Below are 26,926 nucleotides of genomic sequence, written 5' to 3'. Positions count from 1 at the left end.
CGGGTGCAGGCCTTGGCCAACGGCTAGAACCACACCACCCCGGCTGGGGGTCCGGGGGTCATCCCCCGGGACATACCGCAACGGGGCGCTGGACCGGGTGCAGGCCTTGGCCAACGGCTAGAACCACACCACCCCGGCTGGGGGTCCGGGGGTCATCCCCCGGGACATACCGCAACGGGGCGCTGGACCCGGTGCAGGCCTTGGCCAACGGATGACGTGACGTACGGCGAAGGCCCGGGCCTCCCTCACGGGACCCGGGCCCTGCCTGTCCGGCAGCGTCCGTCACGCCGCTGCCGGAACCTCCGACTCCGCGTCGCTCGTGGCGGGCGCGAGGGCCAGCTCCAGGACCTGGCGGACGTCCGTGACGGTGTGGACGTCGAGCTTGTCCAGCACCTCCGCGGGCACGTCGTCCAGGTCGGGTTCGTTGCGCTTGGGGATGATGACGGTCGTCACCCCGGCGCGGTGCGCGGCGAGCAACTTCTGCTTCACGCCGCCGATGGGCAGGACCCGGCCGGTCAGCGAGACCTCACCGGTCATCGCCACGTCCGTGCGGACCAGACGGCCGGAGAGCAGCGACGCCAGGGCCGTCGTCATCGTGACACCGGCGCTCGGACCGTCCTTGGGCACCGCGCCCGCCGGGAAGTGGATGTGCACGCCGCGGTCCTTGAGGTCCGCGACCGGCAGCTCCAGTTCCGCGCCGTGCGAGCGGAGGAAGGACAGGGCGATCTGCGCGCTCTCCTTCATCACGTCGCCCAGCTGACCGGTGAGGGTCAGGCCCGCGCCGCCCGTCTCCGGGTCCGCGAGGGACGCCTCGACGAACAGCACGTCGCCGCCCGCGCCGGTCACCGCGAGGCCGGTGGCCACACCGGGCACCGCGGTACGGCGCTCGGCCGGGTCCTGGGCGGACTCGGGCACGTGGTGCGGCCGCCCGATCAGGGCCCGCAGGTCCTCGTCCCTGATGGTGAACGGCAGCTCCCGCTCGCCCAGTTCGTGCTGCGCCGCGACCTTGCGGAGCAGCCGGGCGATCGAGCGCTCCAGGGTGCGCACGCCCGCCTCGCGGGTGTACTCGCCGGCGAGCTTGCGCAGCGCGCTCTCCTCGAGGGTGACCTCGCCCTTGTCGATGCCGGCCCGCTCCAGCTGGCGCGGGAGCAGGTGGTCACGGGCGATGACGACCTTCTCGTCCTCGGTGTAGCCGTCCAGGCGGACCAGCTCCATACGGTCCAGCAGCGCCTCCGGGATGGCTTCCAGGACGTTCGCCGTCGCGAGGAACACGACGTCGCTCAGGTCGAGTTCGACCTCCAGGTAGTGGTCGCGGAAGGTGTGGTTCTGCGCCGGGTCGAGGACCTCGAGCAGGGCGGCCGCCGGGTCGCCCCGGAAGTCGGAGCCCACCTTGTCGATCTCGTCGAGCAGGACGACCGGGTTCATCGAACCGGCCTCCTTGATCGCCCGGACGATCCGGCCGGGCAGCGCGCCGACGTACGTACGGCGGTGACCGCGGATCTCGGCCTCGTCGCGCACACCGCCGAGGGCGACGCGGACGAACTTGCGGCCCATGGCGTGGGCGACCGACTCACCGAGCGAGGTCTTGCCGACACCGGGCGGGCCGACGAGCGCGAGGACGGCACCGCCGCGGCGCCCGCCGATGACACCGAGGCCCCGGTCGCTACGGCGCTTGCGCACCGCCAGGTACTCGGTGATCCGCTCCTTCACGTCCTGAAGGCCGGAGTGCTCGGCGTCCAGGACCGCCTTGGCGCCCTGGATGTCGTAGGCGTCCTCGGTCCGCTCGTTCCAGGGGAGTTCGAGGACGGTGTCCAGCCACGTCCGGATCCACGATCCCTCGGGCGACTGGTCGCTGGACCGCTCCAGCTTGTCGACCTCCTTCAGGGCGGCTTCCCGCACCTTCTCCGGCAGGTCGGCGGCCTCCACGCGGGCGCGGTAGTCGTCGGACTCCTCGCCGTCCTTCTCGCCGTTCAGCTCGCGCAGTTCCTTGCGGACGGCTTCCAGCTGGCGGCGGAGCAGGAACTCGCGCTGCTGCTTGTCGACGCCCTCCTGGACGTCCTTGGCGATGGTCTCGGCGACATCCTGCTCGGCCAGGTGGTCGCGCAGGTGCTGGGTGGCGAGCTTGAGGCGGGCGACCGGGTCGGCGGTCTCCAGCAGCTCGATCTTCTGTTCGGTGGTCAGGAAGGGGGAGTAACCGGAGTTGTCGGCGAGCTGGGACACGTCGTCGATGGCCTGGACACGGTCCACGACCTGCCAGGCGCCGCGCTTGCGCAGCCAGGCGGTGGCGAGGGCCTTGTACTCCTTCACCAGTTCGGTGACGTGGCCGGGCAGCGGCTCGGGCACGGTCTCGTCGATGCGTGTGCCCTCGACCCACAGCGCCGCGCCCGGTCCGGTGGTGCCGGCGCCGATCTTGACGCGGCCGCGACCGCGGATCAGGGCGCCGGGGTCGCCGTCGGCGAGGCGGCCGACCTGCTCGACGGTGCCGAGCACGCCGGTGCCGGGGTAGGTGCCGTCGACGCGCGGGACCAGGAGCACTCTGGGCTTGCCCGGCTCGGAGCGGGCGGCGGCCTGGGCGGCCTCCACCGCTGCGCGTACGTCGGCGTCGTTCAGGTCCAGCGGAACCACCATTCCGGGCAGCACGACCTCGTCGTCGAGCGGCAGCACTGGGAGGGTGAGCGGTGTGGACGTCGAAGCCATGATCTCCCTTTCGGCAGTCAAGTTGAGCTATGCCGACTCAATGCGCGGCGCTCCGCGGATGTTCCCGGGTTCGCGCGTCGTTCGCTGTGGGCGATCAGGGCTGGGTCAGGGCTGGATCAGAACTGGATCAGGGCTGAGGGACAACAGGGCTTCGCGTGCTGGTCACCCGGGCTGAAGCTGCCCGCTTCGCTCGCGGTGCCAGCGGCGGATCAGAGGCCAGGTGGTGATGCCTATCGTCAGGGAGATCAGATGGCCCCAGTCCGTCATCGGGTCCGTGAAGGCGCTCAGGTCCTCCAGCAGCATGCCGGCGAAGACGGTGAGCATCGGCCAGCGCACCCACGGCGGGAGCAGCCCCGCCAGGGCGCCCACGCTGGTGGCCACGCCGAAGCTGATGCCGTAGTCGAGGCGGTGCAGCGAGCTGTCGGGCAGATGGCCGGCCAGCACGGCGACGCCCACGGTGCCCTCGGTGGCGAGGGTGGCCAGTATGTGGCCCAGCAGGAAGACGACCGCCGTACGCGCCCCGCCCAGCCGCCGCTCCAACGCGGTCAGCACCAGCAGGAAGCAGATCACGTACGGCGAGGTGAACCCGCCCGCGACCCACAGCGCACTCGCGATCAGCACCTGCACGGGCGTGCGCAGCAGGTGCGCCACGTCCGTACTGGAGGCCTGGTAGATCGCGTGGCGCAGGGAGGGCGAGGCACAGGTGGCGATCGTCGAGGTGACGGCCAGCAGCACCGCGTAACCGAAGGTGAACGGCGTGCCGGTGGGGGTGGGGAGAATCCGCCGGACGCGGAGGGCGCGAGGACGGGACGGCGGTGCCGGGACCGATACCGGTGCCGGCACCGCGGGTGCGGTGGTCGCGCCACGCTGACGTGGCAGGCCGTCCAGCAGGTCGGAGACCTCGGGAAGAGGCGCGGCCGAGGGCGTCGTGCCGGCCGTCGCGGTGTGCTCCACGTGAGGTGCTCCTTCCGTTTCCCCCACCTTTCGGGCCCCCACGGGCAACTGTCCATGACGGACGCCACATCCAGGCCGATTCTCAGCGCCTTCTCAGCGTGTTGACGAACTTCTCACAGCCACCGTACGGTCCACCGGCGTTCACGGACGCAGCAGGCTCACCTCCCTCGCGTGCGTCTCCCGCGTCGCCGGATCCCAGTCGCCCGTGCAGTACACGGACGCCTCGCCGATGGCCCCGTCACGGATCTCGGCGCGCATCAACTCCCGGCAGTACCAGGTGCCCTGCTCGTCCTCCCAGCTCTCCTCGAACTCCAGCACAAGGCCGGTGGGAGTCGGGTCGACGCGGTACCGGGGCACCGTGCCGAGGAAGGGGTGACTGCGGCGGCGCAAGGCGACGAGTTCGTCGCGGCCCCGGGACTGCAGCCGCCACTGCGGGATCGTCAGATCGAGGAGGACGTCGTCGGTGAACAGCCCGTCGGGGGCGGTGTTGGTCTCCAGGAACCGTACGAAGAGCTCGGCGAGTTCCTTGACCCGGGCGTCGGTCTGCGTGCTCATGACCGCGCTCCTTCGAGGTTGCCGGCGACGACCGCCATCGTGGCGTTCAGCTCGGCGGTGGGACTGAACTCGACGATCTCGGTTCCGGCGAAGACGAGGGGCAGATGCCCGGGGGCGCCGTAGTAGGCGTCACCGGCGTGGAAGACCTCGTCGTGGTCGGCGTACCGGAACACCAGCTGTCCGGTGAGGACCTGGCCCCAGTGCGGGCACTGACAGCGGTCGTCGGGCAGACCCCGGAACAGCGGCGCGGGGTCCATGTCCTGCTTCACGGTCTCGTAGCCGACGGTGTAGGGCCCGACCTGGGCGTACCGGCCCTCCATGACGGGCTCGTCCATCTGGAGCTCCGCCTCGGCCTTGGATGTGCGTGGCATGGTGTCCGCCTTCCTTCGTCGTGGTCGCTTCGACACAGAAGGCGTGAGGTCGCGTGGCACGATGTGCGGCGGCGCCTCACAGCTCCCAGGCCGGCGGGTCTTCGGGCCGGTAGACGCAGAGGGTGCCGGTGCGCAGGGCGGTCTCCAGATGCCGCCCGAGTTCGGGATGCACCTCGCCGATCCGGCGTACGGCGGCCCGGACGCGCGCGGTGACGGCGGTGCGGGCGCGTTCGGCGGGGGATCCGGTACGACGGACCCGGCCGCCGATGCCGTACGCGGCGGCGAGCTGCGCCACCAGGGCGTCCCGCTCGACGGCGATCCGGGCGGAGTGGTCGGCGTCCCCGGCGGCGTCGGCGTCCCGCGCCTCCTCCTCCAGCTCCCGCAGCCTGCGCCGGTACGCGGTCCGTGCGGTGGCGTCGATGACCTCGCCGGTGTCGCCCTCGGCGTGAAGGCCGGCCGACCGCTCCCCGACCGCCTCGGACACCCCGGGCGACGCCAGCTCCACGGCCGGGACGGGGGTGCCGGGGCGGGCGAGCAGGACGGCGATGTCATGCAGCCCCTTGCTGTCGGGGATCCGCACGTCACGACCCGCGTAACGGAGATGCCAGAGGGGACCTTCGCGGTGGAAGAGGGGGGTGACGGGAGGTGCGGGGGGAACGGCGTCCCTAGGGGGATGCGGTTGGGCGTCCCGAGAGGGATGCGGAGGTACCTCCCGAGGGGGCGTCCGGGACACTCCGGCCACCGCGCCGCCGACGGATGCCCCGCTGACCGCGCCCTCCACCCCACCACTGGCGGACGCACCCCGGCCCGCGCCCTCCACCGCGCCACCGCCCGGTGTACCGCCCGCCGCATCATCTACCGCGCCCCCGGCGGACGCACCCCCGGCCGCATCGGCCACCCCGCCGCCCGACGTATCGCTGATCGCCTCGTCCACCACGCCGCCACCGAACACGCCACTGGCGGACGCACCCCCACCCGCGCCCTCCACCGCGCCACCGCCCGGTGTACCGCCCGCCGCATCATCTACCGCGCCCCCGGACACAACGCCGGCCGCATCGTCGACCGCGCCCTCGGCGGACGCACCGCCGGCCGCATCGGCCATCATGCCGCCGGATGCGCCGCCCATTACCTCCTCCACCGTGCCGACGCCGGACACACCGCCCCTTGCCCCGTCACCCACGCTCGCGGCACCCCTCGCCCCGCCCGCTTCCTCGCCGCCGGTCCGCCGCGCACGGGCCCCCGCAGAAGCCGCCCCCTCCCCGTCCGCTTCCTCATCGCCCGTCCGCCGTGCCCAGGCTCCCGCCGCCCCCTCCCCGTCCGCTTCCTCATCGCCCGTCCGCCGTGCTCGGGCCCCCGCCGACCCTTCCCCCGTCTCACCTCGGATCCGGTCGGCCACGGTCAGCGCGCCCGTTGCCTCGGCGGACCGTAGTGCGGCCTCCCTGTGGGCGTGGGCTCGCCGGTCGTCGCCCATGGCCGCCGCCAGCAGGGCGAGGTGGCGGTCGACGGGGCCGCGTACCGCCGCGCCGATGCCCTCGACCACGTACAGGCCGGCGTAGGGGGCGAGGAGGTCGTAGAGCGCGGACGCGCAGGGGTGGGAGCCGGTCGCGGCCACCGTCTCCGCGGCCTGGGCCACCATCGGCAGCCACTCGCTGTCGCGGGGTGCCGTGCCGAGGTGGGGCGCCACCGCCGACAGACGGCGCGCGGCCTCCTCCAGGCGGCCGAACTGCGCGGCGAGAAGCGCGAGCGACACCAGCGGCCACAGACCGGGGAGGCGGTCGAGGGGCGGCATCACGGCGAGGAGCCGCGTCACGCCGTCGAGGTCGCCCGTGTCGGTGTACAGACACCAGCGCTGGGTGCCGGCGAGCAGCGCGGCGTTGGCGCTGCCGGCCTCGCGGCCGAGTGCCTCCACCTCGTCGAGGGCGGCCGCGCAGTCGTCGTAACGGCCCTCCATCAGGGCGCGCGAGCCGCGCCACAGCGGTACGTACCAGGCGTACAGGGGCCGCCGCAGCGGTCGTACGACCGCCTCGTACGCCGTCACTTCCGCGTCGGCCGCGGCGAACGCGCCCGTCTCCGTCAGGGCCACCAACCTCAGTCGCCGGCCGAGGAGTTCGAGGACCGGGTCGCGCAGGTCGCGGGCGGTCGTCACGATCCGCGCGGACCAGGCGAGCCGGTCGCGGCAGTGGTCGGGACCGGAGAGGGCGTCGCAGAGGGCGGCGAGGGCCGGTCCGAGAACCGCCGGGTCGCCGGTCTCCTCGGCGAGACGGACGGCTTCCTCGGCGAGGGCGACCCGATGCGCCTCGGTCTCGACCAGCCCGCCGGCGAGCGACAGACGGGCGGTGACGGCGGCCCGGAGACCGGCGTGAGCGGGCTCGCCTGCCACCGCGTCCCGCGCCTCGACCAGCAGGTCGACCTGTTCCCGGTCCGAAAGGTCCACCTCGAACCCCACGGGCCCCGTCCCCAGTCCGAGCGCGGCCCGCGCCAGCAGGTCCCCCCGTCCGAGCTGCCGTGCCACCCGCGCCGCCCGCAGCAACGCCTCCCGCGCGGCCCCCGGCTCCCCGGCCCCGAACCGAGCGGTCCCGAGCCCGATCAACACCTCGGCGAACTCGGCCCGTTCACCGGGGGACGGGCCCTCGTTCTCGTCGGTCTCGACGGCTCCATGCCCCCATGCCTCCACCGCCCGCTCGTACCAGCGTGCCGCGTCCTCGAACGCGTACAGCGCCTCCGCCCGCGCCGCGGCCTCGCGGGCGAACCGGGCTGCCCGCGGGGCGTGTTCGGGGCCGGCGAGGAACAGGTGGTGGGCGACCTCCGCGGGGCCCGTGTCCCGGCCGCGGCGGGCGTAGCCGGCCAGGACGTCGGCTGCGGTGTGGTGCAGGACGGAACGGTCGGCGGGGGTGAGGGTGTCGTACACCGCGTCCCGCAGCAGGTCGTGCCGGAAGGCGCCCCGGTCCACCGCCGCCCCGGCCGACAGCCCGGCCTCGGCCGCCTCGCCGAGCAGCGCCCGCACCTCCGCCAACGGCACCTCCGCCGTCTCGGCCAGCACGTCCAGCCGGAACCGCGTGCCGAGCACCGCGGCGACGTCCAGCACGCGTGCCGCCCGCGGTGACAGATCCGCCAATCGCTCCTCTACGGCGGCCCGTACGGTGACGGAGGAGGCGCCGGTACCGTCGACGGCCGGCGGCACGCTCCAACTCCCGGCCCTCAGCGACTCGGTGACGAAGAAGGCCTCACCACCGGTGCGTTGGACGAAGGACCGCAGCGCATCCGCCTCCGGCGCCGTCCCCGTCACCGCCTCGACCAGCTCCGCGACGTCCCGCTCCCCCAACGGCCCGACCCTCAACACCCGCCCTCGCCGCAGCAGTTGCCCCCAGACCCATCCCCGCTCCTCCCACCCGGCCCCACCCGCACGCGCCCGAGAGCCCTGCTCCCCTTCGACCTCACGTCCGGCGCCTCCGCCATCCCCCTTCCCGTCGCCGGCGTCCCGTCGCCGGTTCCGCCGCACCACCCCCTCCTCCCTGGTAGTGGTCAGCAGCAGGACCGGCAGGGTGCGGGTGGCGTCGGACGTTTCCAGGAGGAGGCGGAGCGAGGACGCGTCGGCGGCGTGGAGGTCGTCCAGGACGAGGAGCAGGGGTCGGGGGCGGGCGGCCGTGGCGAGGAGGTCGGTCAGGTCGCCGGTGAGGCGCAGCCGGGCCGCCTCGGGGTCCGCGCCGCGCAGGGCGCCGGGACCGGCGCCGGCGACCAGCGCCCGCAGCGGCGGTGACGCGGTGACCAGCCGCCCACAGGCCGCGTCGTCCGCGACCAACTCCCGCACCAGCCGTGACCAGGGGCGGAACGCCCGAGCGGCGGTCTGCGGCGGGCACCAGGTCCACAGCGTGCGGAACCCCTCGGCGCGCTCGGTGGCCTCCTCCGCCGTACGCGTCTTGCCCGCCCCGGCCGGTCCCGTCAGCGTGACCAGCCCGCCCCGGCCCGCCGCCGCCCGGTCCAGGGCGGCACGGAGTTCCCCCAGCACGTCCTCGCGTCCCACGAACGGGTACTTCGCGGTCATGGCGGCAACCACCACGCTCTTCCAGAGGTCCACCAGGGCTCTTCCCGGACCGTCCGTGCTTCGAGCGTAGGCACTGGTGGTGTGCGGCAGCCACCCGTAATTCGCCCGGCCGTCAACACCGCTTCGTGCAGGATGGGTCCATGACCACCACCTACGACACTCCTGTGGTCCTGGACCGTCGCGAGGGCCCGTACGGCGAGGTCGTGCTGCGCCGGCACGGCGAGTTGCTGCAGATCATCGCCAACGGCTGCTTTCTCATGGACACCTCGGACGGCCGCTCGGAACGGCTGCTGGTCGACGCCGCGCTGCGGGCCCTGGACGCCCGCGAGGACCCGGCCGTGCTGATCGGCGGCCTCGGCGTCGGTTTCTCGCTCGCACACGCCGCGGCGAATCCACGCTGGGGCGCGATCACCGTCGTGGAACGGGAACCGGCCGTCATCGACTGGCACCGTGACGGTCCGCTCACGGACATCTCCGCGCGGGCCCTCGCCGATCCCCGTACCGAGATCGTGGAAGCGGATCTGCTGACATTCCTGCGTGAGACATGCGCCACGTACGACGCCCTGTGCCTGGACATCGACAACGGTCCCGACTGGACTGTCACGGAGGGCAACGACGGCCTGTACGCGCGGGCCGGACTCGCAAGCTGCGCAAGGGTGTTGAAACCCGGCGGGGTGCTCGCGGTGTGGTCGGCACAGCCCTCTCCGGAATTTGAAGGAACACTGTGGAATGCCGGGTTCCAACAGGTGCGTACCGAAGAGATCCCGGTTGCCCGGGGCGTTCCCGACGTCGTGCATCTCGGCGTCCGACCTGGATAGCCGAGGGACGGTCACTCCCCGTACTCTGCTTCCCTGACGCAGATCATTCAAGCGTCAATCGCAAGCATGCGCAGGCACAGCCAGGCATAGCCAGTCAGAAGGAATGACCCCACGCATTCCGGAAAGCAACTCAGGGGCGGGCGATGGAGCAGACCCACACATCCCACAACGGCACGACGGCGACCCCGGGCGCACAGCGCCGGGTCCTGGTGGTCGAGGACGACCCGACCATCGTGGACGCCATCGCGGCCCGCCTGCGCGCCGAGGGTTTCCTCGTGCAGACCGCGGGTGACGGCCCGGCCGCCGTCGACACCGCCGAGGCCTGGCAGCCCGATCTGCTGATCCTCGACATCATGCTGCCCGGCTTCGACGGGCTGGAGGTCTGCCGCCGTGTGCAGGCCGCCCGTCCGGTGCCGGTGCTGATGCTCACCGCGCGCGACGACGAGACCGACATGCTGGTCGGACTCGGTGTCGGCGCCGACGACTACATGACCAAGCCGTTCTCCATGCGGGAGCTGGCCGCGCGGGTGCACGTCCTGCTGCGGCGCGTCGAGCGGGCCGCGCTGGCCGCCGCGACGCCGAGAAGCGGCATCCTGCGGCTCGGCGAGCTGGAGATCGACCACGCGCAGCGGCGGGTACGGGTCCGCAGCGAGGACGTCCACCTCACGCCGACCGAGTTCGACCTGCTGGTGTGCCTCGCCAACACGCCCCGCGCGGTGCTCTCCCGGGAGCAGCTGCTGGCGGAGGTGTGGGACTGGGCGGACGCCTCCGGCACCCGGACCGTGGACAGCCACATCAAGGCGCTCCGCCGGAAGATCGGCGCCGAGCGGATCCGCACGGTGCACGGCGTGGGCTATGCGCTGGAGACCCCGACGCCATGAGTGACGGGCCGGCCGCACGGAGAGGCCCCGGGGAGCCCGAACCCTGGGGCGGTCTGCGCCCGTTCTCGATCAAGACCAAGCTGGGCGCACTGGTCGTCATCGCGGTCCTCATCACCACCGGGCTGATGATGATCGCCATGCGCACGGCGACGGAGCTGCGCTTCATCACGGTCTTCTCGATGATCGCCACACTGCTCATCACGCAGTTCGTGGCCCATTCGCTCACCGCGCCGCTGGACGACATGAACACCGTCGCCCGCTCGATATCGCACGGCGACTACACCCGCCGGGTGCGCGAGAGCCGCCGGGACGAGCTGGGCGACCTCGCCCAGACGATCAACCGCATGGCGGACGACCTGGAGGCCCAGGACCGGCAACGCAAGGAGCTGGTGGCAAACGTCTCGCACGAGCTGCGCACCCCCATCGCGGGTCTGCGCGCGGTGCTGGAGAACATCGTCGACGGCGTCACGACCGCCGACCCGGAGACCATGCGCACGGCGCTGAAGCAGACCGAGCGGCTCGGGCGGCTGGTGGAGACGCTGCTGGATCTGTCCCGGCTGGACAACGGCGTCGTACCGCTGCGCAAGCGGCGGTTCGAGGTGTGGCCGTACCTCTCGGGCGTGCTGAAGGAGGCCAACATGGCCGTGCCCGCGCGCGCGGGCATCGCCTCGGGCTCCGGCAGCCACACCCGTACGGACGTCCATCTGCACCTCGACGTCACCCCGCCGGAGCTGACCGCGCACGCGGACCCCGAGCGCATTCACCAGGTTGTGGCGAATCTCATCGACAACGCGGTCAAGCACAGCCCGCCGCACGGCCGTGTGACCGTGAAGGCGCGGCGCGGCGCGCTGCCGGAGTCGCTGGAACTGGAGGTGCTGGACGAGGGCCCGGGCATCCCGCCCTCGGAGTGGCACCGCGTCTTCGAACGCTTCAACCGCGGCGGCGCGGGCGCGTCCAACGGGCAGGGCGGGGACGGCGGTACGGGTCTCGGGCTCGCGATCGCCCGCTGGGCGGTCGATCTGCACGGAGGCCGGATCGGAGTGGCCGAATCCGAGCGGGGTTGCCGGATTCTTGTCACCCTTCCGGGAGAGACATCCGTGCCAAGTTGACGTAAAGTCCGAACCGGAGCGTCAAGATCCACCTGCGTCCGGGCTGACGGACACGTGTGATCAGGCACCCGCCCGTACACGCCGTGTGCAGGGCCCTCGTCGTCGCACCCCGACGCACCTGATTCAAAGCGGAACCACACTTGTTTCCCGCCATTTCACGGCCCGAAACCCGCTTTGAGATGTGACTTACGCGACGATGACCTTGCTCGGCCTGACCTGACCGGCCATGGGGGCGTAGCCTTTATTTCCGCTGTCCATCACCTTGTGAAGCGGAAGAGGGCGGTTGCCGCCGTGTCGCCACAGTCCCCCAGTAACTCGAGCATCTCGACCGACCAAGCCGGGAAGAACCCCGCTGCCGCGTTCGGTCCGAACGAGTGGCTCGTCGACGAGATCTATCAGCAGTACCTCCAGGACCCGAACTCGGTTGACCGAGCCTGGTGGGACTTCTTCGCCGACTACAAGCCAGGGGCGGCCGCCACCCCGGCTCCCGCGGAGACCACCGCGGCGGCTCCGGCGCCCGCCACCCCGGCTCCGGCCGCCAAGGCCGAGGCCGCCGCCCCGCAGGGCCCGGAGCTGGTGACGCTGCGCGGTCCCGCCGCCGCCGTCGCGAAGAACATGAACGCCTCCCTGGAGCTGCCGACCGCCACCTCGGTCCGCGCCGTCCCGGTGAAGCTGCTGTTCGACAACCGCATCGTCATCAACAACCACCTCAAGCGCGCCCGGGGCGGGAAGATCTCCTTCACGCACCTGATCGGCTACGCGATGGTGCAGGCCATCAAGGCCATGCCGTCGATGAACTGGTCGTTCGGCGAGAAGGACGGCAAGCCGACCCTGATCAAGCCGGCGCACGTCAACCTGGGCCTCGCCATCGACCTGGTGAAGCCCAACGGTGACCGCCAGCTCGTCGTGGCCGCCATCAAGAAGGCCGAGACCCTGAACTTCTTCGAGTTCTGGCAGGCCTACGAGGACATCGTCCGTCGCGCCCGCGACAACAAGCTGACGATGGACGACTTCACCGGTGTCACGGTCTCCCTGACCAACCCGGGCGGCCTCGGCACGGTCCACTCCGTGCCGCGTCTGATGCCCGGCCAGTCGGTGATCATGGGCGTCGGCTCCATGGACTACCCGGCGGAGTTCCAGGGCACCAGCCAGGACACCCTGAACAAGCTCGGCATCTCCAAGGTCATGACGCTCACGTCGACCTACGACCACCGGGTGATCCAGGGCGCCGCCTCCGGCGAGTTCCTGCGCGCCGTCGCGAACCTCCTCCTCGGCGAGAACGGCTTCTACGACGACATCTTCGAGGCCCTGCGCATCCCCTACGAGCCGGTCCGCTGGCTCAAGGACATCGACGCCAGCCACGACGACGACGTCACCAAGGCCGCCCGTGTCTTCGAGCTGATCCACTCCTACCGGGTCCGCGGCCATGTCATGGCCGACACCGACCCGCTGGAGTACCGCCAGCGCAAGCACCCCGACCTGGACATCACCGAGCACGGCCTCACCCTGTGGGACCTGGAGCGCGAGTTCGCCGTCGGCGGCTTCGCCGGCAAGTCGATGATGAAGCTGCGCGACATCCTCGGCGTGCTGCGCGACTCGTACTGCCGCACCACCGGCATCGAGTTCATGCACATCCAGGACCCCAAGCAGCGCAAGTGGATCCAGGACCGCGTGGAGCGCGGCCACACCAAGCCGGAGCGCGAGGAGCAGCTGCGCATCCTGCGCCGGCTGAACGCGGCGGAGGCCTTCGAGACCTTCCTGCAGACCAAGTACGTCGGCCAGAAGCGCTTCTCCCTGGAGGGCGGCGAGTCCGTCATCCCGCTGCTGGACGCGGTCCTCGACAGCGCGGCGGAATCCCGCCTGGACGAGGTCGTCATCGGCATGGCCCACCGCGGCCGGCTGAACGTCCTGGCCAACATCGTCGGCAAGTCGTACGCCCAGATCTTCCGCGAGTTCGAGGGCAACCTCGACCCGAAGTCGATGCACGGCTCCGGCGACGTGAAGTACCACCTGGGCGCCCAGGGCACCTTCACCGGTCTGGACGGCGAGCAGATCAAGGTCTCGCTGGCCGCGAACCCCTCCCACCTGGAGACGGTCGACCCGGTCATCGAGGGCATCACCCGCGCCAAGCAGGACATCATCAACAAGGGCGGCACGGACTTCACCGTCCTGCCGGTCGCCCTGCACGGCGACGCGGCCTTCGCGGGCCAGGGCGTGGTGGCCGAGACCCTGAACATGTCGCAGCTGCGCGGCTACCGCACCGGCGGCACGGTCCACATCGTCATCAACAACCAGGTCGGCTTCACCGCGGCCCCCGAGTCCTCGCGCTCGTCGATGTACGCGACGGACGTGGCGAGGATGATCGAGGCCCCGATCTTCCACGTGAACGGCGACGACCCCGAGGCGGTCGTCCGCGTTGCCCGGCTGGCTTTCGAGTTCCGCCAGGCGTTCAACAAGGACGTGGTGATCGACCTCATCTGCTACCGCCGCCGCGGTCACAACGAGTCGGACAACCCGGCCTTCACCCAGCCTCTGATGTACGACCTGATCGACAAGAAGCGCTCGGTGCGCAAGCTCTACACCGAGTCCCTGATCGGTCGCGGCGACATCACCCTGGAAGAGGCCGAGCAGGCCCTGCAGGACTACCAGGGGCAGCTGGAGAAGGTCTTCACGGAGGTCCGCGAGGCCGTCACCTCCCAGCCGGCCACCGGCCCGGTGTCGGACCCGCAGGCGGAGTTCCCAGTCGCCGTGAACACCGCGATCTCCACGGAGACCGTGAAGCGGATCGCCGAGTCCCAGGTCAACATCCCCGACACCTTCCACGTCCACCCGCGTCTGCTGCCGCAGCTGCAGCGCCGGGCGGCGATGGTCGAGGACGGCACGATCGACTGGGGCATGGGCGAGACGCTCGCCGTGGGGTCGTTGCTGCTGGAAGGCACCCCGGTCCGCCTCTCCGGCCAGGACTCCCAGCGCGGCACCTTCGGCCAGCGCCACGCGGTCCTCATCAACCGCGAGACGGGCGAGGAGTACACCCCGCTGCAGTACCTCGCCGAGGACCAGGCCCGCTACAACGTCTACAACTCCCTGCTCTCCGAGTACGCGGTCATGGGCTTCGAATACGGCTACTCGCTGGCCCGGCCCGACGCGCTCGTGCTGTGGGAGGCCCAGTTCGGCGACTTCGTCAACGGCGCGCAGACCATCGTCGACGAGTACATCTCGGCGGCGGAGCAGAAGTGGGGCCAGACGTCCGGCGTCACCCTCCTGCTCCCCCACGGCTACGAGGGCCAGGGCCCGGACCACTCCTCGGCCCGCGTCGAGCGCTTCCTCCAGCTGTGCGCGCAGAACAACATGACGGTCGCGATGCCCACGCTCCCGTCGAACTACTTCCACCTGCTCCGCTGGCAGGTGCACAACCCGCACCACAAGCCGCTGGTGGTCTTCACCCCGAAGTCGATGCTGCGTCTGAAGGCCGCCGCGTCGAAGACGGAGGAGTTCACCTCGGGTCAGTTCCGCCCGGTCATCGGCGACTCCACGGTCGACGCGGCCGCGGTCCGCAAGGTCGTCTTCGTGGCGGGCAAGCTGTACTACGACCTGGAGGCCGAGCGCGCCAAGCGCGGCGTCACGGACACCGCGATCATCCGCATCGAGCGCCTGTACCCGCTGCCGGGTGCCGAGCTCCAGGCGGAGATCGCCAAGTACCCGAACGCCGAGAAGTACCTCTGGGCCCAGGAGGAGCCGGCCAACCAGGGCGCCTGGCCGTTCATCGCCCTGAACCTGATCGACCACCTGGACCTGGCGGTCGGCGCGGACATCCCGGCGGGCGAGCGCCTGCGCCGGATCTCCCGCCCGCACAGCTCCTCGCCCGCCGTCGGCTCCGCCAAGCGGCACCAGGCGGAGCAGGAGCAGCTGGTGCGCGAGGTGTTCGAGGCGTAACCGCTCCTGCGGACAGCACGCGGCAGGGCCGCACCCCCTGGTGGGGGGGTGCGGCCCTGCCGTTTGCGCACCCGCGCGCCTCTATCCTTGGCAGCATGTACTTCACGGACCGAGGCATCGAAGAACTGGAGAAGCGGCGCGGCGAGGAGGAAGTCACCTTCGAGTGGCTCGCCGAGCAGCTGCGAACGTTCGTCGACCTGAACCCGGACTTCGAGGTACCGGTGGAACGCCTCGCCACATGGCTGGCCCGCCTCGACGACGAGGACGACGAGTAGCCACGGGTCGCGGGGGTCGTTCACGGGTGGGGACGGCGCGTGGCCGCGGGGCGCGGGCTCGTCGACGGGGGCGACCTGTCGCCGGTGGGTGCCGAACGTGTGGACGGGGACGATCGGACGCCGACGGGCGCATGGCTCGTGAACGAGTGCCTACGGCTCGTGGGCGAGGGCGACCGGCCACCGGCGCATGGCTCGTGGGCGAGAGCCGCCGGGCACACGGCACGTGAGCCAAGACAACCGGCAGCCGCCAGGCGCATGGCTCGTGGGCGAGGACGACCAGCTCATGGGCGAGAGCGACCGGCAGCCGCCAGGCACACGGCACACGGCACGTGAGCCAACACGACCGGCAGCCGCCGTGCGGCTCTCGTTCCCGAGGACGACGGCTGGTCATCGGTCGCGGTGCTCGTGGACGACGACGTGTGCCGGCGGACGCGGGGGTGTTGAGCGAGGGCGACGGGTAGCCGGGCCTGCCCTGCGTGCGGAGCCGCCGCATGGTGCGCGTTCGTGGTCTCCCTGGGTCCTCAGTCCCACGGCCACACCGTTGCGTACGTCAGCCCCAGCGCCCCGTGCGCCAGCAGCAGCGCACCCGCCGCGATCCAGCCACCGTTGCGGCGCCGTAGGCCCCAGGCCGTGAGCGGGATGCCTGCCGCCACCTGAGCAAGGGCCAGGGCGCGGGGGCCGGGCAGGCCGGGCCAGGGCAGGCGAGGGGCCTGGCGGCCACCCTCGGTCACCTCAGGGCGCGTGTCGGTCGCCTCATTGGCCGCCGCCGGGCGCGCGTCGGTCCCCTCCGGGCGCGTGTCGGTTGCCCCGTGCAGTCCCGCCGGTCGACCGGGCGGGTGTCCGAGCGGGCGCGGGCCGCCTCGCGCAGGCGGTCCGCGGGTTCGCCGGGTGCCATCCCCTCCGGCAACGACACTCCCGCGCGGGTGAGGACGGCGAGCAGGGCGCGCAGCCGGGCCCGGGCGTCGGCGACCCGGTCGGGCTTGGTGAGGTGGTCCAGCGCCTGGACGTCCAGGACCGGATCCAGGCCCAGGCGGCCGGCGAAGGTGCGCATCGCCTCGTCCTCGCCGGCCGGTGTGCCGTTGGCGAGCCAGACGTAGCCGACGGGGCGGCGGAAGCCCGACCCGAGGATGTAACCGGCCCGGTCGGCGTCCCACCACAGGGCGAGCACGGGCCAGGGCGCGCCCACGGCGAGGGCGGTGGCCCAGCCGGTCAGCACACGGTCGACGGGTTCCCCGCCGTTCAGCCAGGGCGTGCCCTCGGGGACCAGGACGCTCCAGTCGTCACCGGCCCGGGTGAGCAGCATGTGCTCGTGGAGGAGCTGTGCCACGGGGACGACGGACTCCGGCCGGGCGCGGCACAGCAGGAGGGCGCCGGGCGCGGACACGGCGGCCGGACCGGTGCGGAAGGCTTCCGTCGACATGGTCACACGCTAGAGCGGTTCGACCCTTCGGTCCTGTTGTGAGCCGGACCGCCACCCTCTCGCCTCTCGTCCTGTCACCTGTCGCCCTGTCACCTGTCGCCGTGCCGGCCACTCCCCCGAAAGGGTGTCTTGACTTTCCGTGCCCGCGATATATCGTGAATAGCAGAAGACGCGATATGGCGCGTTGGGACGGGGAGGTCCGCATCATGTCCGAGTGGTCCGTCGGGGAGCCGAGGAAGCTCACGTTCGACAAGCCCGTGAGGGAACTGCACGTACGCATCGTCAACGGAACGGTGAACGTGGTGGGCACGGACGAAGGTTCCGCACGCCTGGAGGTCTCCGAGATCGAGGGACCGCCCCTGGTGGTCACCCAGCAGGGCGGCACCCTCACCGTCGCCTACGAGGACCTCCCCTGGAAGGGCTTCCTCAAGTGGCTCGACCGCAAGGGCTGGCGGCGCAGCGCCGTCGTCTCCCTCGCTGTGCCGGCCGACACGCGCGTGGAGGTGGGCGTGGTGGGCGCCGCGGCCGTGGTCTCCGGCATCGAGGGACGCACGGAGGTCAAGGGCGTCACCGGCGACACCACGCTCGTGCGGCTCACCGGCGCGGTGCGCGCCGACACCGTCTCGGGGAACGTGGAGGCGCAGGCCCTGCGCGGCGACCTCCGCTTCAACTCCGTCTCGGGCGATCTGACCGTGGTGGAGGCGGGCTCCTCGGTCAAGGCGGACTCGGTGAGCGGCTCGATGATCGTCGACCTGGACCCGACGAGCCGGCCGACCGACATCACCCTGGCGAACGTCTCGGGCGAGATCGCCATCCGGCTGCCGCACCCGGCGGACGCCGAGGTGGAGGCGAACACCGCGAGCGGCTCGGTCTCCAACGCCTTCGAGGACCTGAGGGTCAGCGGCCAGTGGGGCGCCAAGCGGATCACCGGCCGGCTCGGCGCGGGCAACGGCAGGCTCAAGGCCACGACCGTCTCGGGCTCGATCGCGCTGCTGCGACGGCCGCCGGTCGAGGAGGAGCCGTGGGACGTGGAGCCGGAGGACATCGGCCCGCTGGTCGAGGACACGCCACCGAAGGCCGGCCCCGGGACCTCGGACGCGAGCGGACGGACCGGCCCCGCGGACACCTCCGAGGCCGGAGGACACAGCGACTCGGGGGATAATTCCGCTTCCGGCCAGGGTGACGGCGCGAGCGACGCCCCGGCCGACGGCACGACCGACAAGAAGGTGCTCTGACATGCCCCCCGTCTTCGCCCATGGCCGCCTGCGTCTCTACCTGCTGAAGCTGCTGGACGAGGCGCCGCGCCACGGTTACGAGGTGATCCGTCTCCTCGAGGAGCGGTTCCAGGGCCTGTACGCACCGTCGGCCGGCACCGTCTACCCCCGCCTCGCCAAGCTGGAGGCCGAGGGCCTGGTCACCCACACCACCGAGGGCGGCCGCAAGGTGTATGCCATCACGGACGCCGGTCGCGCCGAACTGGCCGACCGCAGCGGCGAGTTGGCCGATCTGGAGCTGGAGATCCGGGAGTCGGTGGCGGAGCTCGCCGCCGAGATCCAGGCCGATGTGCGCGGCGCCGCGGGCGATCTGCGGCGCGAGATGCGCGCGGCGGCCTCGGAGGCACGCGGCGGCCCCGGCGGCAGGGGGCGCGGCCGACAGGAGGGTCCGCCGGGGGACTTCGCCGAGTACTCCGACAAGGAGTCCTGGCAGGCCGCCAAGGAGGAGATGCGGCGGGTCAAGCAGGAGTGGAAGGAGCAGGCCCGGCGCGCCAAGGACGAGAGCCGGCGGGCGCGTGAGGAGGCCCAGCGGGCCCGGCGTCAGGCCAAGGAGGCGCAGGAGCGGGCCCGGGCACAGGCACAGGAGGAGGTGCAGCGCATCGCCAAGCGGGTGCAGGATCAGGTGCAGGACCACTTCGCGCGGGGTGACTGGCCGGCCGGGGTGCGCGAGGGACTGACCGAACTGGCCAAGGAGTTCGGCGACTTCGGGATGAACTTCGGCAAGGAGTTCGGCAAGGACCTGGGCTTCGGACGAGGCGGCAGCGGCGCCTCCGCGCCACGCCCGGAGTACTCGCACACACCGGAGGACTTCCCCGCCGAGTACGAGCCGGCCTGGGCGCACGAGGACGCCACCGGGGAACCAGCCCGCGACCTCGACCGTCTGCTCGACCGTTTCCGGGACGACATCCGTGACGCCGCCCGCGACCACGGCGTCACGGACGACCAGTTCCGCGACGCCCGCCGCCATCTGTCCACGGCGGCGGCGCACATCGGGGCGATACTGCGCTCGCCGAGAAGCTGAGATCCGACGGACCGCCTCCCTCGGGCAGGGCCGACTTGAGCCGCACTGCCAGAGGAAGCGGGCCACCTTGCCGCCGGGCGTCAGGCCTCAGGCGTCAGGCGTCAGGCGTCAGGCGTCAGGCGTCAGGCGTCAGGCGTCAGGCGAGAGGGAGGCTTGACCGGCGCCCCGTTCAGCCGGCCTTCGCCTCGCCGGGCCCGCCGTGGAGGATCCGGGACAGCGCCTCGTACGTCACTCCGTGGTCGGCGAGGACCTCGGCGGGGACGCCCGGCAGCAGGGTCAGCGACAGCAGGAGGTGTTCATCGCCGATGTGCCGGTCGCCGTGGGCGACGGCCGAGCGCAGGGCGCGTTCGAGGACCTGTTTGGCGGCCCGCCCGAAGGTGCGGCGCCCCTGCGACCACCAGCCCCTGTCACTGCGGTCGCCGGACATCGCCCCGACGCCGTGCACCTCCTCGACCCGGGCGACGATCTCCGACACGTCGATGCCCAGCCCGGCGAGGGCGTCGGCCTCGGCCCGGGACAGGCCCGCCCGCCGACGCGCCTCGGTCACCGCGCGCCGCACCGACTCCCTGCGCTCACCGTCCAACCCGAGCGAGGTGAGCGCGAACGAGCCCCTGCTGCCCTCCCTGTCCAGCAGCGCGAGCAGCAGATGGTCGGGGTCGACGGTCCGTGCCCCCGTCCGTTCCGCGTGCTCGACCGCGTTCTGCACCACCTCGCGGGCGTCCCTCGTGAACCGCTCGAACATCAATGCCTCCCGTACTTCTTGTGCACGGCCTGCCTGCTGACTCCGAGTTCCGCGGCGATCTCCTGCCACGACCAGCCCTGGTTGCGCGCACTGCGCACCTGCACCGCCTCCAACTGCTCCAGCAGCCTGCGCAGAGCGGCGACGGCGCGCAGTCCGACCCGTGGATCGCGGTCGCCGGCGCGCTCGGCGAGATCCGTTGCTTCGGTCATGCTGTCAACTTACGTTGACAGCACGGCGCACGTCAACCCCGGTTGACAAACGCCGACGGCCGGCCCGATTCGGGCCGGCCGTCGGCTGACGAAGCGACAGAGACCGTCAGTCGTTGGTGAGCACGATCTTTCCGAACTGCTCGCCGGACTCCATCCGCTCGAAGCCCTCCCGGGCCCGGTCCATCGGCAGCACCTCGTCGATGACGGGACGCACGCCCGTCGCGGCGCAGAAGGAGAGCAGGTCCTCCAGCTCGTCCTTGGTGCCCATCGTCGAGCCGACGACCTTGAGTTCGAGGAAGAAGATGCGGGTCAGTTCGGCGTGCGAGGGCCGGTCGCCGCTCGTGGCGCCGGAGATGACGAGCGTGCCGCCGGGGCGCAGGGACTTGACGGAGTGCGACCAGGTGGCGGCACCGACGGTCTCGATGACGGCGTCCACGCGCTGGGGCAGCCGGGCCCCCGACTCCACCGCCTCCACGGCCCCCAGCTCCACGGCCCGCTTCCGCTTGGCCTCGTCCCGGCTGGTCGCGAACACCCGCAGTCCCGCGGCCTTGCCGAGCACGATCGCGGCGGTCGCGACACCACCGCCGGCGCCCTGCACGAGGACCGAGTCACCAGGCCGTACACCGGCGTTGGTGAAGAGCATGCGGTAGGCCGTCAGCCAGGCCGTCGGCAGACACGCGGCCTCCGCGAAGGAGAGCTCCTTGGGCTTGGGCAGGACGTTCCACGTGGGCACGGCGGTCTGCTCGGCGAAGGTGCCCTGGTAGCGCTCGGTGAGGATGGAGCGGGGCTCCCTGGGGCCGACTCCGTGCCCGCTCTGGCCGATCACGGAGTGCAGGACGACCTCGTTGCCGTCCTCGTCGACACCGGCGGCGTCGCAGCCGAGGATCATCGGCAGCCGGTCCTCCGGGAGGCCGACGCCCCGAAGCGACCAGAGGTCGTGATGGTTGAGGGAGGCGGCCTTGACGTTGACGGTGCTCCAGCCGGGCCGGGCCTCGGGAGCCGGACGCTCCCCCAGTTCAAGGCCGTTGAGCGGCTGGTCGCGGTCGATTCGGGCGGCGTAGACGGCGAACATGACCTTGACGATAGGCGCCGACCCGAACCGACGGAACCGTGCGGCCCTGTGACACACACCCTCTTGCCAGGAACGCCGGTCGGCGCCACCCGCCATCACCCGACTGGGCGTGCACGTGGGCAAAGAAACGGCCCCGCCCGAACGGGCGAGGCCATTCAGGGCCGACGGCACGTCAGCGGCGGGCGACGCCCTCCGCGCGGGCCGCGGCGGCCACCGCGGCCGTGACCGCCGGGGCCACCCGCTCGTCGAACGGCGACGGGATGACGTAGTCAGCGGCGAGGTCGTCCCCCACCACACCCGCCAGCGCCTCGGCGGCGGCGATCTTCATCCCCTCGGTGATCCGGGAGGCCCGCACCTGCAGCGCGCCCGCGAAGATCCCCGGGAACGCCAGCACGTTGTTGATCTGGTTCGGGAAGTCGGACCGCCCGGTCGCCACCACGGCCGCGTACTTGTGCGCGACGTCGGGGTGCACCTCGGGGTTGGGGTTGGCCATGGCGAAGACGAACGCGCCCTCGGCCATCGAGGCGACGGCCTCCTCCGCGACCGTACCGCCGGAGACGCCGATGAAGACGTCCGCGCCCTCCAGAGCCGCCTCCAGCGACCCGGTGAGACCGGCCTTGTTGGTGAAGGAGGCGAGTTCGCGCTTGACGTCCGTCAGGTCGTCCCGGTCCGCCGAGACGACGCCCTTGCGGTCGGCCACGGCGACATCGCCGATACCGGCCTCGACGAGCATCTTGGCGATGGCGACACCCGCCGCGCCGGCACCGGAGATGACGGCCCGCAGGTCCGCGAGGCCCTTCCCGGTGAGCCGGGCCGCGTTGCGCAGCGCCGCCAGCGTCACGACCGCCGTGCCGTGCTGGTCGTCGTGGAAGACCGGGATGTCGACCCGCTCCTGGAGCTTGCGTTCGATCTCGAAGCACCGGGGTGCCGAGATGTCCTCCAGATTGACCCCGCCGAAGGACGGAGCGAGCCGCACGACGGTCTCGACGATCTCGTCGACGTCGGTGGTGTCCAGCGCGATCGGCACGGCGTCCACGCCGCCGAACTGCTTGAACAGGATCGCCTTGCCCTCCATCACCGGGAGGGAGGCCTCGGGGCCGATGTCCCCGAGCCCGAGCACGGCCGTACCGTCGGTGACGACGGCCACCACGGACGACTTCCATGTGTAGTCGTGGACCAGTTCCGGCTTCTCCGCGATCGCGGTGCACACGCGCGCGACGCCGGGTGTGTATGCGAGGGACAGGTCGTCCTTGTCCCGGACGGGCACGGTGGCCTGCACGGCCATCTTGCCGCCACGGTGCAGCGCGAACGCCGGATCGAAGGAATCGAGGGGCTCGGCCCCGCCGTCCTGGTCCGTACTGCTGTCGCTGCGAGGATTGACGATCTCCGCTGCCACTTTGTTTTACCCCTTAAATCTTCATTGGTTTGAGGGTGGCCACTCCTGGTGAGAAGTGGGCGGGACCGCGCATGCCCCGATCTGTTGATGCGTACGGGTCATACGCGACGGGCGCGCCGCACACGCGCCTCGAGCCCCGGATGAGGGGTGTAAAGAACCTTCTTACCGGACGACCGCGTCGAGGACGAGTCCATTAAGTGCAAGGTCACACTTCGGGCACCGAAGGTCACGCGCAGGCGAAGAGAATCGTCACGAATTGTGCCTACACGTCCTCGACGATCGCCTGACCGGCGGTGGAGCAGTGATCAACACCTCGCGGCCCTGTTCCGCATCCCGAGACACGCCGGAGATCCTCCGGCCGGAATGAGGGATTCCCGTAGATGGTCCTGCCGTGTTGTCCTGACCTGGTGCGGTTCGGGGGTCACCCGTTATCCGATTTTGACATCATCGGCCCCCTGAACGGCTCCGTCCGAATGGCAGGATGCGGTAAACCCACGAGGTCGCGACACCCGAAGGTGTGTGTTCTCGTCGACCCATCGGCAACTCCACCCATCCGCCGGAGGAACCCAAGATGACCGCACGCTCCACCCGTCGTACGACCGCCGCGCACCACCGTCTGGCCGCGGTCGGTGCGATCGCGGTCGCAGGCGCCCTGATTCTCACCGGCTGCGGTGACCAGACCAAGAACAAGGACAAGGGCGGCAGCAGCAACAGCGCGCAGGCGAGCTCCGCCCCGCTGGCGAGCAAGCTTCCCGCCTCCATCCGCGACAAGGGCGTCATCCGGGTCGGCTCGGACATCGCCTACGCGCCGGTCGAGTTCAAGGACAGCTCCGGCAACGTCGTCGGTCTCGACCCGGACCTGGCGGCCGCCATGGGCAAGCAGCTGGGCGTGAAGTTCGAATTCCAGAACGGCACGTTCGACGCCCTGCTCACCGGTATCCGTTCCAACCGGTACGACATCGCGATGTCCGCGATGACGGACAACAAGAACCGGCAGGAGGGTGTCGACCCCGACACCGGCAAGAAGGTCGGCGAGGGCGTCGACTTCGTCGACTACCTGACCGCCGGTGTGTCGATCTACACCCGCAAGGGCGACACCAAGGGCATCACCTCCTGGTCCGACCTGTGCGGCAAGAAGCTCGCCGTCGAGCGCGGCACCGTCTCCGAGGACCTGGCCAAGGCCGAGGCGAAGAAGTGTCCGAGCGGCAAGAAGCTCACCATCGAGCCCTTCGACGACGACCAGCAGTCCCAGACCCGACTCCGCTCGGGCGGCGCGGACGCGGCCTCCTCCGACTTCCCGGTCGCCGCGTACGCGGTGAAGACCTCCGGCGGCGGCAAGGACTTCCAGATCGTCGGCGACCAGGTCGAGGCGGCTCCGTACGGCATCGCGGTCGGCAAGGGCAACACCCAGCTGCGGGACGCGCTGCAGGCCGCGATGAACGCGGTCATCAAGAGCGGCGAGTACGAGAAGATCCTCGCCAAGTGGGGCGCACAGGACGGCGCCGTCAAGGAGTCCGTGATCAACGGCGGCAAGTGATCGCGCCCAGCGGGCACTGAGAGGCAATACCCGTGACTTCTGATATCGACAGGACGGCCGGACCGAAGGGTTCGCCGTCAGCCGGGCCGGAGGCCATCAAGGCCATCCCGGTCCGGCATTACGGGCGGTACGTGACCGCCGTCATCGCGATCGCGATCCTCGTCTCGATCATCTACGCGTTCAGCCAGGGCAAGATCAACTGGCACGCGGTACCGGACTACTTCTTCGACCACCGCATCCTCACCGGCGTCTACAAGACCCTGCTGCTGACGGTCCTGTCGATGGTGATCGGCATCGTCGGCGGCATCATCCTCGCCGTCATGCGGCTGTCGAAGAACCCGGTGACCTCGTCGATCGCCTGGTTCTACATCTGGTTCTTCCGCGGCACCCCGGTCCTGGTCCAGCTGTTCCTCTGGTTCAACCTGGGCCTGGTCTTCGAGTACGTCAACCTCGGGCCGATCTACAAGAACTACTGGTCCGACTTCATGACGCCGCTGCTGACGGCGCTGCTCGGCCTCGGCCTGAACGAGGCCGCGTACATGGCGGAGATCTGCCGCGCCGGTCTGCTCGCCGTCGACGAGGGCCAGAGCGAGGCGGCCCACGCGCTGGGCATGAGCTACGGCAAGACACTGCGCCGGATCGTGATTCCGCAGGCGATGCGCGTGATCGTGCCGCCGACGGGCAACGAGGTCATCAACATGCTGAAGACGACCTCGCTCGTGGCGGCCGTCCAGTATCCGGAGCTGTTCCGCTACGCCCAGGACATCGGCCAGAACTCCGGTGCCCCGGTGGAGATGTACTTCCTCGCCGCGGCCTGGTACCTGATCATGACGTCCGTGCTCAGCGTGGGCCAGTACTACATCGAGCGGTACTACGCGCGCGGGTCGAGCCGCGCCCTGCCGCCGACCCCGTGGCAGAAGGTCAGGGCGCACCTGACGACCTTCTCGAGCAGGAAGGTCACGGCATGACCGACGAGCCGAGCAAGACGGACGCCGTCCCCCGCGACGGATCCACCGCGATGGTCAAGGCCGAGGGCGTGCACAAGAGCTTCGGCCCGCTCGAGGTCCTCAAGGGCATCGACCTGGAGGTGCGGTCGGGCGAGGTGTTCTGCCTCATCGGCCCCTCCGGCTCCGGCAAGTCGACCTTCCTGCGTTGCATCAACCACCTGGAGAAGATCAACGCGGGCCGGCTGTACGTCGACGGGGAGCTGGTCGGCTACCGCCAGCAGGGCGACAAGCTGTACGAGCTGCGGGACCGCGAGGTGGCCCTCAAGCGCCGGGACATCGGCATGGTCTTCCAGCGCTTCAACCTGTTCCCGCACATGACCGCGCTGGAGAACGTCATCGAGGCGCCGGTCCAGGTCAAGAAGCAGAACAAGGCGGAGGCCCGGGAACGCGCCCGGCAGCTCCTTGACCGGGTGGGCCTGGCCGACAAGGCCGACAGCTACCCCTCGCAGCTCTCCGGCGGCCAGCAGCAGCGTGTCGCGATCGCCCGGGCGCTCGCGATGGACCCGAAGCTGATGCTCTTCGACGAGCCCACCTCGGCCCTCGACCCGGAGCTGGTCGGTGACGTCCTCGACGTCATGCGCGACCTCGCCGAGTCGGGTATGACGATGGTCGTCGTCACCCACGAGATGGGCTTCGCCCGCGAGGTCGGCGACAGCCTCGTCTTCATGGACGGCGGTGTGGTGGTCGAGTCCGGCCACCCCCGCGAGGTCCTGACGAACCCCCAGCACGAACGGACGCAGTCCTTCCTGTCCAAGGTGCTCTGAGGGTCCTTCCGGCGGTACGACGGCCAAGGGGCGGTACGGAACTCCCGTACCGCCCCTTCTCGTTGGCCGGCTACTTCAGGGCCAGCAGCAGCGTGTCCGAGGGTGACGCCCACACCGCGCGGGCCTCGCCGAAGCCCTGCTCGCGCAGCACGCGCGCGTGCCAGGCCGCCGACGGCATCTCGCCGTCCGCGTGGGCGCCGTAGATCTCGAAGCGGCGGGCCGTGGGGGCGGCGAGGACCGGGTCCTTGGCGGCCAGGGCCCACCACTCGGCCCAGTCGAGGGCGCCGTCGCGCATCGCCCGCTCCATGCGGGCGCGGCTGTGGGTGGCCTCGGTCGCGTTGATCCGGGGTGTGGTGTCGTCGGGCATGTGGTCGGCGTTCATGAACACACCGCCGTGGCGGACGAGTCCGGCGATCCGGCCGTACAGGACCGTCAGGGGGTCGCTGCGCAGCCAGTGCAGGGCGGTGGCGGTGAGCACCGCGTCGTAGGTGTCGTACGGCAGCCGCTCCGGCCAGCGCGGGTCCTGGAGGTCGGCCTCGACGAGGGTGACGCGGTCGTCGCCCTCGAAGGTGCCGCGGGCGATGGTGAGCAGGGCCGGGTCGAGGTCGACGCCGGTGCTGCTGGCGTTCGGGAAGCGGTCGAGCAGGCGGGCGGTGATGCTGCCGGTGCCGCAGGCCAGGTCGAGGACGCGCGGCTCACGGCCGACGAAGGCCTCGACCATGTCCAGCATGGTCCGGAAGCGCTCCTCGCGGTCCGGCATGTACCACTCCTGCTGCCGGTCCCAGCTCTGCTGCCAGGCCTGCCAGTCGGTGCCCGTCGTACCGGTTCCGGTCGTGGTGGTCATGGAGT

Annotated in this window: 20 protein-coding genes and 1 pseudogene; 10 read left to right on the top strand and 11 right to left on the bottom strand. The window is 71.2% G+C overall.

All coding sequences use genetic code 11. The annotated features are described in order from the left end of the window. Window positions 1-282: 282 nt before the first annotated feature. The 5 genes from lon to ABZ453_RS26060 form a co-directional block, all read right to left on the bottom strand. A complete protein-coding gene (gene lon, locus ABZ453_RS26080; RefSeq protein ID WP_359018200.1) occupies window positions 283-2,697 on the bottom strand; it encodes an endopeptidase La in 2,415 nt (804 codons plus the stop codon). A gap of 162 nt (window positions 2,698-2,859) precedes the next feature. Continuing rightward, window positions 2,860-3,651 carry a rhomboid-like protein gene (locus ABZ453_RS26075; RefSeq protein ID WP_359018198.1) on the bottom strand — a complete coding sequence of 264 codons (792 nt, stop codon included), beginning with the start codon at window positions 3,649-3,651 and terminating at the stop codon, window positions 2,860-2,862. A 141-nt stretch (window positions 3,652-3,792) separates the two neighbouring features. Beyond that, window positions 3,793-4,206, bottom strand: a complete 414-nt coding sequence (locus ABZ453_RS26070) for a hypothetical protein (RefSeq protein WP_359018196.1) — start codon at window positions 4,204-4,206, stop codon at window positions 3,793-3,795. Then, window positions 4,203-4,577: a hypothetical protein gene (locus ABZ453_RS26065; protein ID WP_359018194.1), complete on the bottom strand. Its 375-nt coding sequence runs from the start codon at window positions 4,575-4,577 to the stop codon at window positions 4,203-4,205. Before ABZ453_RS26065 ends, ABZ453_RS26070 begins: the two co-directional genes overlap by 4 nt. A 76-nt stretch (window positions 4,578-4,653) precedes the next feature. Then, the gene (locus tag ABZ453_RS26060; protein WP_359018192.1) at window positions 4,654-8,652 is read right to left on the bottom strand and encodes an AAA family ATPase; all 3,999 of its coding nucleotides are present in this window, start codon (window positions 8,650-8,652) and stop codon (window positions 4,654-4,656) included. A 107-nt stretch (window positions 8,653-8,759) separates the two neighbouring features. On the opposite strand from ABZ453_RS26060, the gene ABZ453_RS26055 reads away from it, so the two are divergent. The 5 genes from ABZ453_RS26055 (at window position 8,760) to ABZ453_RS26035 (ending at window position 15,635) form a co-directional block, all read left to right on the top strand. Beyond that, complete coding sequence (locus ABZ453_RS26055; RefSeq protein ID WP_359018190.1) at window positions 8,760-9,437, top strand: spermidine synthase; 678 nt, start codon at window positions 8,760-8,762, stop codon at window positions 9,435-9,437. Between the two features lie 143 nt (window positions 9,438-9,580). Continuing rightward, entirely contained in the window at window positions 9,581-10,318 is a 738-nt protein-coding gene (locus tag ABZ453_RS26050) for a response regulator transcription factor (protein WP_058923261.1), read from the top strand. After that, window positions 10,315-11,427, top strand: coding sequence for an ATP-binding protein (locus ABZ453_RS26045; RefSeq protein ID WP_358594026.1), 1,113 nt, complete (start codon window positions 10,315-10,317; stop codon window positions 11,425-11,427). The genes ABZ453_RS26050 and ABZ453_RS26045 overlap by 4 nt, the downstream gene beginning before the upstream one ends. Window positions 11,428-11,718: 291 nt before the next feature. Further along, window positions 11,719-15,360, top strand: coding sequence for a multifunctional oxoglutarate decarboxylase/oxoglutarate dehydrogenase thiamine pyrophosphate-binding subunit/dihydrolipoyllysine-residue succinyltransferase subunit (locus ABZ453_RS26040; RefSeq protein WP_359018187.1), 3,642 nt, complete (start codon window positions 11,719-11,721; stop codon window positions 15,358-15,360). 95 nt (window positions 15,361-15,455) lie between these two features. Continuing rightward, a complete protein-coding gene (locus tag ABZ453_RS26035; protein ID WP_003992906.1) occupies window positions 15,456-15,635 on the top strand; it encodes a DUF6104 family protein in 180 nt (59 codons plus the stop codon). A gap of 521 nt (window positions 15,636-16,156) precedes the next feature. Here the strand turns inward: ABZ453_RS26035 and ABZ453_RS26030 are convergent. After that, a pseudogene (locus ABZ453_RS26030) lies at window positions 16,157-17,055 on the bottom strand (hypothetical protein). Window positions 17,056-17,261: 206 nt separating this feature from the next. On the opposite strand from ABZ453_RS26030, the gene ABZ453_RS26025 reads away from it, so the two are divergent. Continuing rightward, window positions 17,262-18,290 carry a DUF4097 family beta strand repeat-containing protein gene (locus ABZ453_RS26025; RefSeq protein ID WP_359018185.1) on the top strand — a complete coding sequence of 343 codons (1,029 nt, stop codon included), beginning with the start codon at window positions 17,262-17,264 and terminating at the stop codon, window positions 18,288-18,290. Between the two features lies 1 nt (window position 18,291). Beyond that, entirely contained in the window at window positions 18,292-19,350 is a 1,059-nt protein-coding gene (locus tag ABZ453_RS26020; protein WP_359018183.1) for a helix-turn-helix transcriptional regulator, read from the top strand. Window positions 19,351-19,519: 169 nt separating this feature from the next. On the opposite strand, the gene ABZ453_RS26015 is transcribed toward ABZ453_RS26020, so the two are convergent. From ABZ453_RS26015 to ABZ453_RS26000, 4 genes are all read right to left on the bottom strand, one after another. Next, entirely contained in the window at window positions 19,520-20,092 is a 573-nt protein-coding gene (locus ABZ453_RS26015; RefSeq protein ID WP_359018181.1) for a Clp protease N-terminal domain-containing protein, read from the bottom strand. Beyond that, on the bottom strand, window positions 20,092-20,301 hold the full coding sequence (locus ABZ453_RS26010) for an HTH domain-containing protein (RefSeq protein ID WP_016437953.1): 210 nt from the start codon (window positions 20,299-20,301) through the stop codon (window positions 20,092-20,094). The genes ABZ453_RS26015 and ABZ453_RS26010 overlap by 1 nt, the downstream gene beginning before the upstream one ends. A 106-nt stretch (window positions 20,302-20,407) precedes the next feature. Further along, window positions 20,408-21,373, bottom strand: coding sequence for a zinc-binding dehydrogenase (locus ABZ453_RS26005; protein WP_133044595.1), 966 nt, complete (start codon window positions 21,371-21,373; stop codon window positions 20,408-20,410). A gap of 172 nt (window positions 21,374-21,545) precedes the next feature. Beyond that, window positions 21,546-22,769 carry an NADP-dependent malic enzyme gene (locus ABZ453_RS26000; protein ID WP_356772976.1) on the bottom strand — a complete coding sequence of 408 codons (1,224 nt, stop codon included), beginning with the start codon at window positions 22,767-22,769 and terminating at the stop codon, window positions 21,546-21,548. Between the two features lie 571 nt (window positions 22,770-23,340). On the opposite strand from ABZ453_RS26000, the gene ABZ453_RS25995 reads away from it, so the two are divergent. From ABZ453_RS25995 to ABZ453_RS25985, 3 genes are read left to right on the top strand one after another with little or no spacing between them, the layout of a single operon-like run. Further along, window positions 23,341-24,306, top strand: coding sequence for an ABC transporter substrate-binding protein (locus tag ABZ453_RS25995; protein ID WP_359018177.1), 966 nt, complete (start codon window positions 23,341-23,343; stop codon window positions 24,304-24,306). Window positions 24,307-24,338: 32 nt separating this feature from the next. After that, complete coding sequence (locus ABZ453_RS25990) at window positions 24,339-25,274, top strand: amino acid ABC transporter permease (protein ID WP_359018175.1); 936 nt, start codon at window positions 24,339-24,341, stop codon at window positions 25,272-25,274. 50 nt (window positions 25,275-25,324) lie between these two features. Beyond that, complete coding sequence (locus ABZ453_RS25985; RefSeq protein ID WP_165954883.1) at window positions 25,325-26,077, top strand: amino acid ABC transporter ATP-binding protein; 753 nt, start codon at window positions 25,325-25,327, stop codon at window positions 26,075-26,077. Window positions 26,078-26,147: 70 nt separating this feature from the next. On the opposite strand, the gene ABZ453_RS25980 is transcribed toward ABZ453_RS25985, so the two are convergent. Then, complete coding sequence (locus tag ABZ453_RS25980) at window positions 26,148-26,921, bottom strand: methyltransferase domain-containing protein (RefSeq protein WP_359018173.1); 774 nt, start codon at window positions 26,919-26,921, stop codon at window positions 26,148-26,150. Window positions 26,922-26,926: the final 5 nt, after the last annotated feature.

It is taken from the genome of Streptomyces sp. NPDC005799 (assembly GCF_040630525.1).
GTDB classification, from domain to species: domain Bacteria; phylum Actinomycetota; class Actinomycetes; order Streptomycetales; family Streptomycetaceae; genus Streptomyces; species Streptomyces griseorubiginosus_B.
The sequence above is the reverse complement of the archived record's forward strand: the minus strand, read 5'-3'. Positions and strand labels throughout refer to the sequence as shown.

What these genes read in the sequence shown, in the direction of transcription:
- lon (WP_359018200.1), bottom strand. Translation starts at nt 2,697, where the DNA reads ATGGCTTCGACGTCCACACCGCTCACCCTCCCAGTGCTGCCGCTCGAC.
- ABZ453_RS26070 (WP_359018196.1), bottom strand. Translation starts at nt 4,206, where the DNA reads ATGAGCACGCAGACCGACGCCCGGGTCAAGGAACTCGCCGAGCTCTTC.
- ABZ453_RS26065 (WP_359018194.1), bottom strand. Translation starts at nt 4,577, where the DNA reads ATGCCACGCACATCCAAGGCCGAGGCGGAGCTCCAGATGGACGAGCCC.
- ABZ453_RS26055 (WP_359018190.1), top strand. Translation starts at nt 8,760, where the DNA reads ATGACCACCACCTACGACACTCCTGTGGTCCTGGACCGTCGCGAGGGC.
- ABZ453_RS26050 (WP_058923261.1), top strand. Translation starts at nt 9,581, where the DNA reads ATGGAGCAGACCCACACATCCCACAACGGCACGACGGCGACCCCGGGC.
- ABZ453_RS26045 (WP_358594026.1), top strand. Translation starts at nt 10,315, where the DNA reads ATGAGTGACGGGCCGGCCGCACGGAGAGGCCCCGGGGAGCCCGAACCC.
- ABZ453_RS26035 (WP_003992906.1), top strand. Translation starts at nt 15,456, where the DNA reads ATGTACTTCACGGACCGAGGCATCGAAGAACTGGAGAAGCGGCGCGGC.
- ABZ453_RS26025 (WP_359018185.1), top strand. Translation starts at nt 17,262, where the DNA reads ATGTCCGAGTGGTCCGTCGGGGAGCCGAGGAAGCTCACGTTCGACAAG.
- ABZ453_RS26020 (WP_359018183.1), top strand. Translation starts at nt 18,292, where the DNA reads ATGCCCCCCGTCTTCGCCCATGGCCGCCTGCGTCTCTACCTGCTGAAG.
- ABZ453_RS26015 (WP_359018181.1), bottom strand. Translation starts at nt 20,092, where the DNA reads ATGTTCGAGCGGTTCACGAGGGACGCCCGCGAGGTGGTGCAGAACGCG.
- ABZ453_RS26010 (WP_016437953.1), bottom strand. Translation starts at nt 20,301, where the DNA reads ATGACCGAAGCAACGGATCTCGCCGAGCGCGCCGGCGACCGCGATCCA.
- ABZ453_RS26005 (WP_133044595.1), bottom strand. Translation starts at nt 21,373, where the DNA reads ATGTTCGCCGTCTACGCCGCCCGAATCGACCGCGACCAGCCGCTCAAC.
- ABZ453_RS25995 (WP_359018177.1), top strand. Translation starts at nt 23,341, where the DNA reads ATGACCGCACGCTCCACCCGTCGTACGACCGCCGCGCACCACCGTCTG.
- ABZ453_RS25985 (WP_165954883.1), top strand. Translation starts at nt 25,325, where the DNA reads ATGGTCAAGGCCGAGGGCGTGCACAAGAGCTTCGGCCCGCTCGAGGTC.
- ABZ453_RS25980 (WP_359018173.1), bottom strand. Translation starts at nt 26,921, where the DNA reads ATGACCACCACGACCGGAACCGGTACGACGGGCACCGACTGGCAGGCC.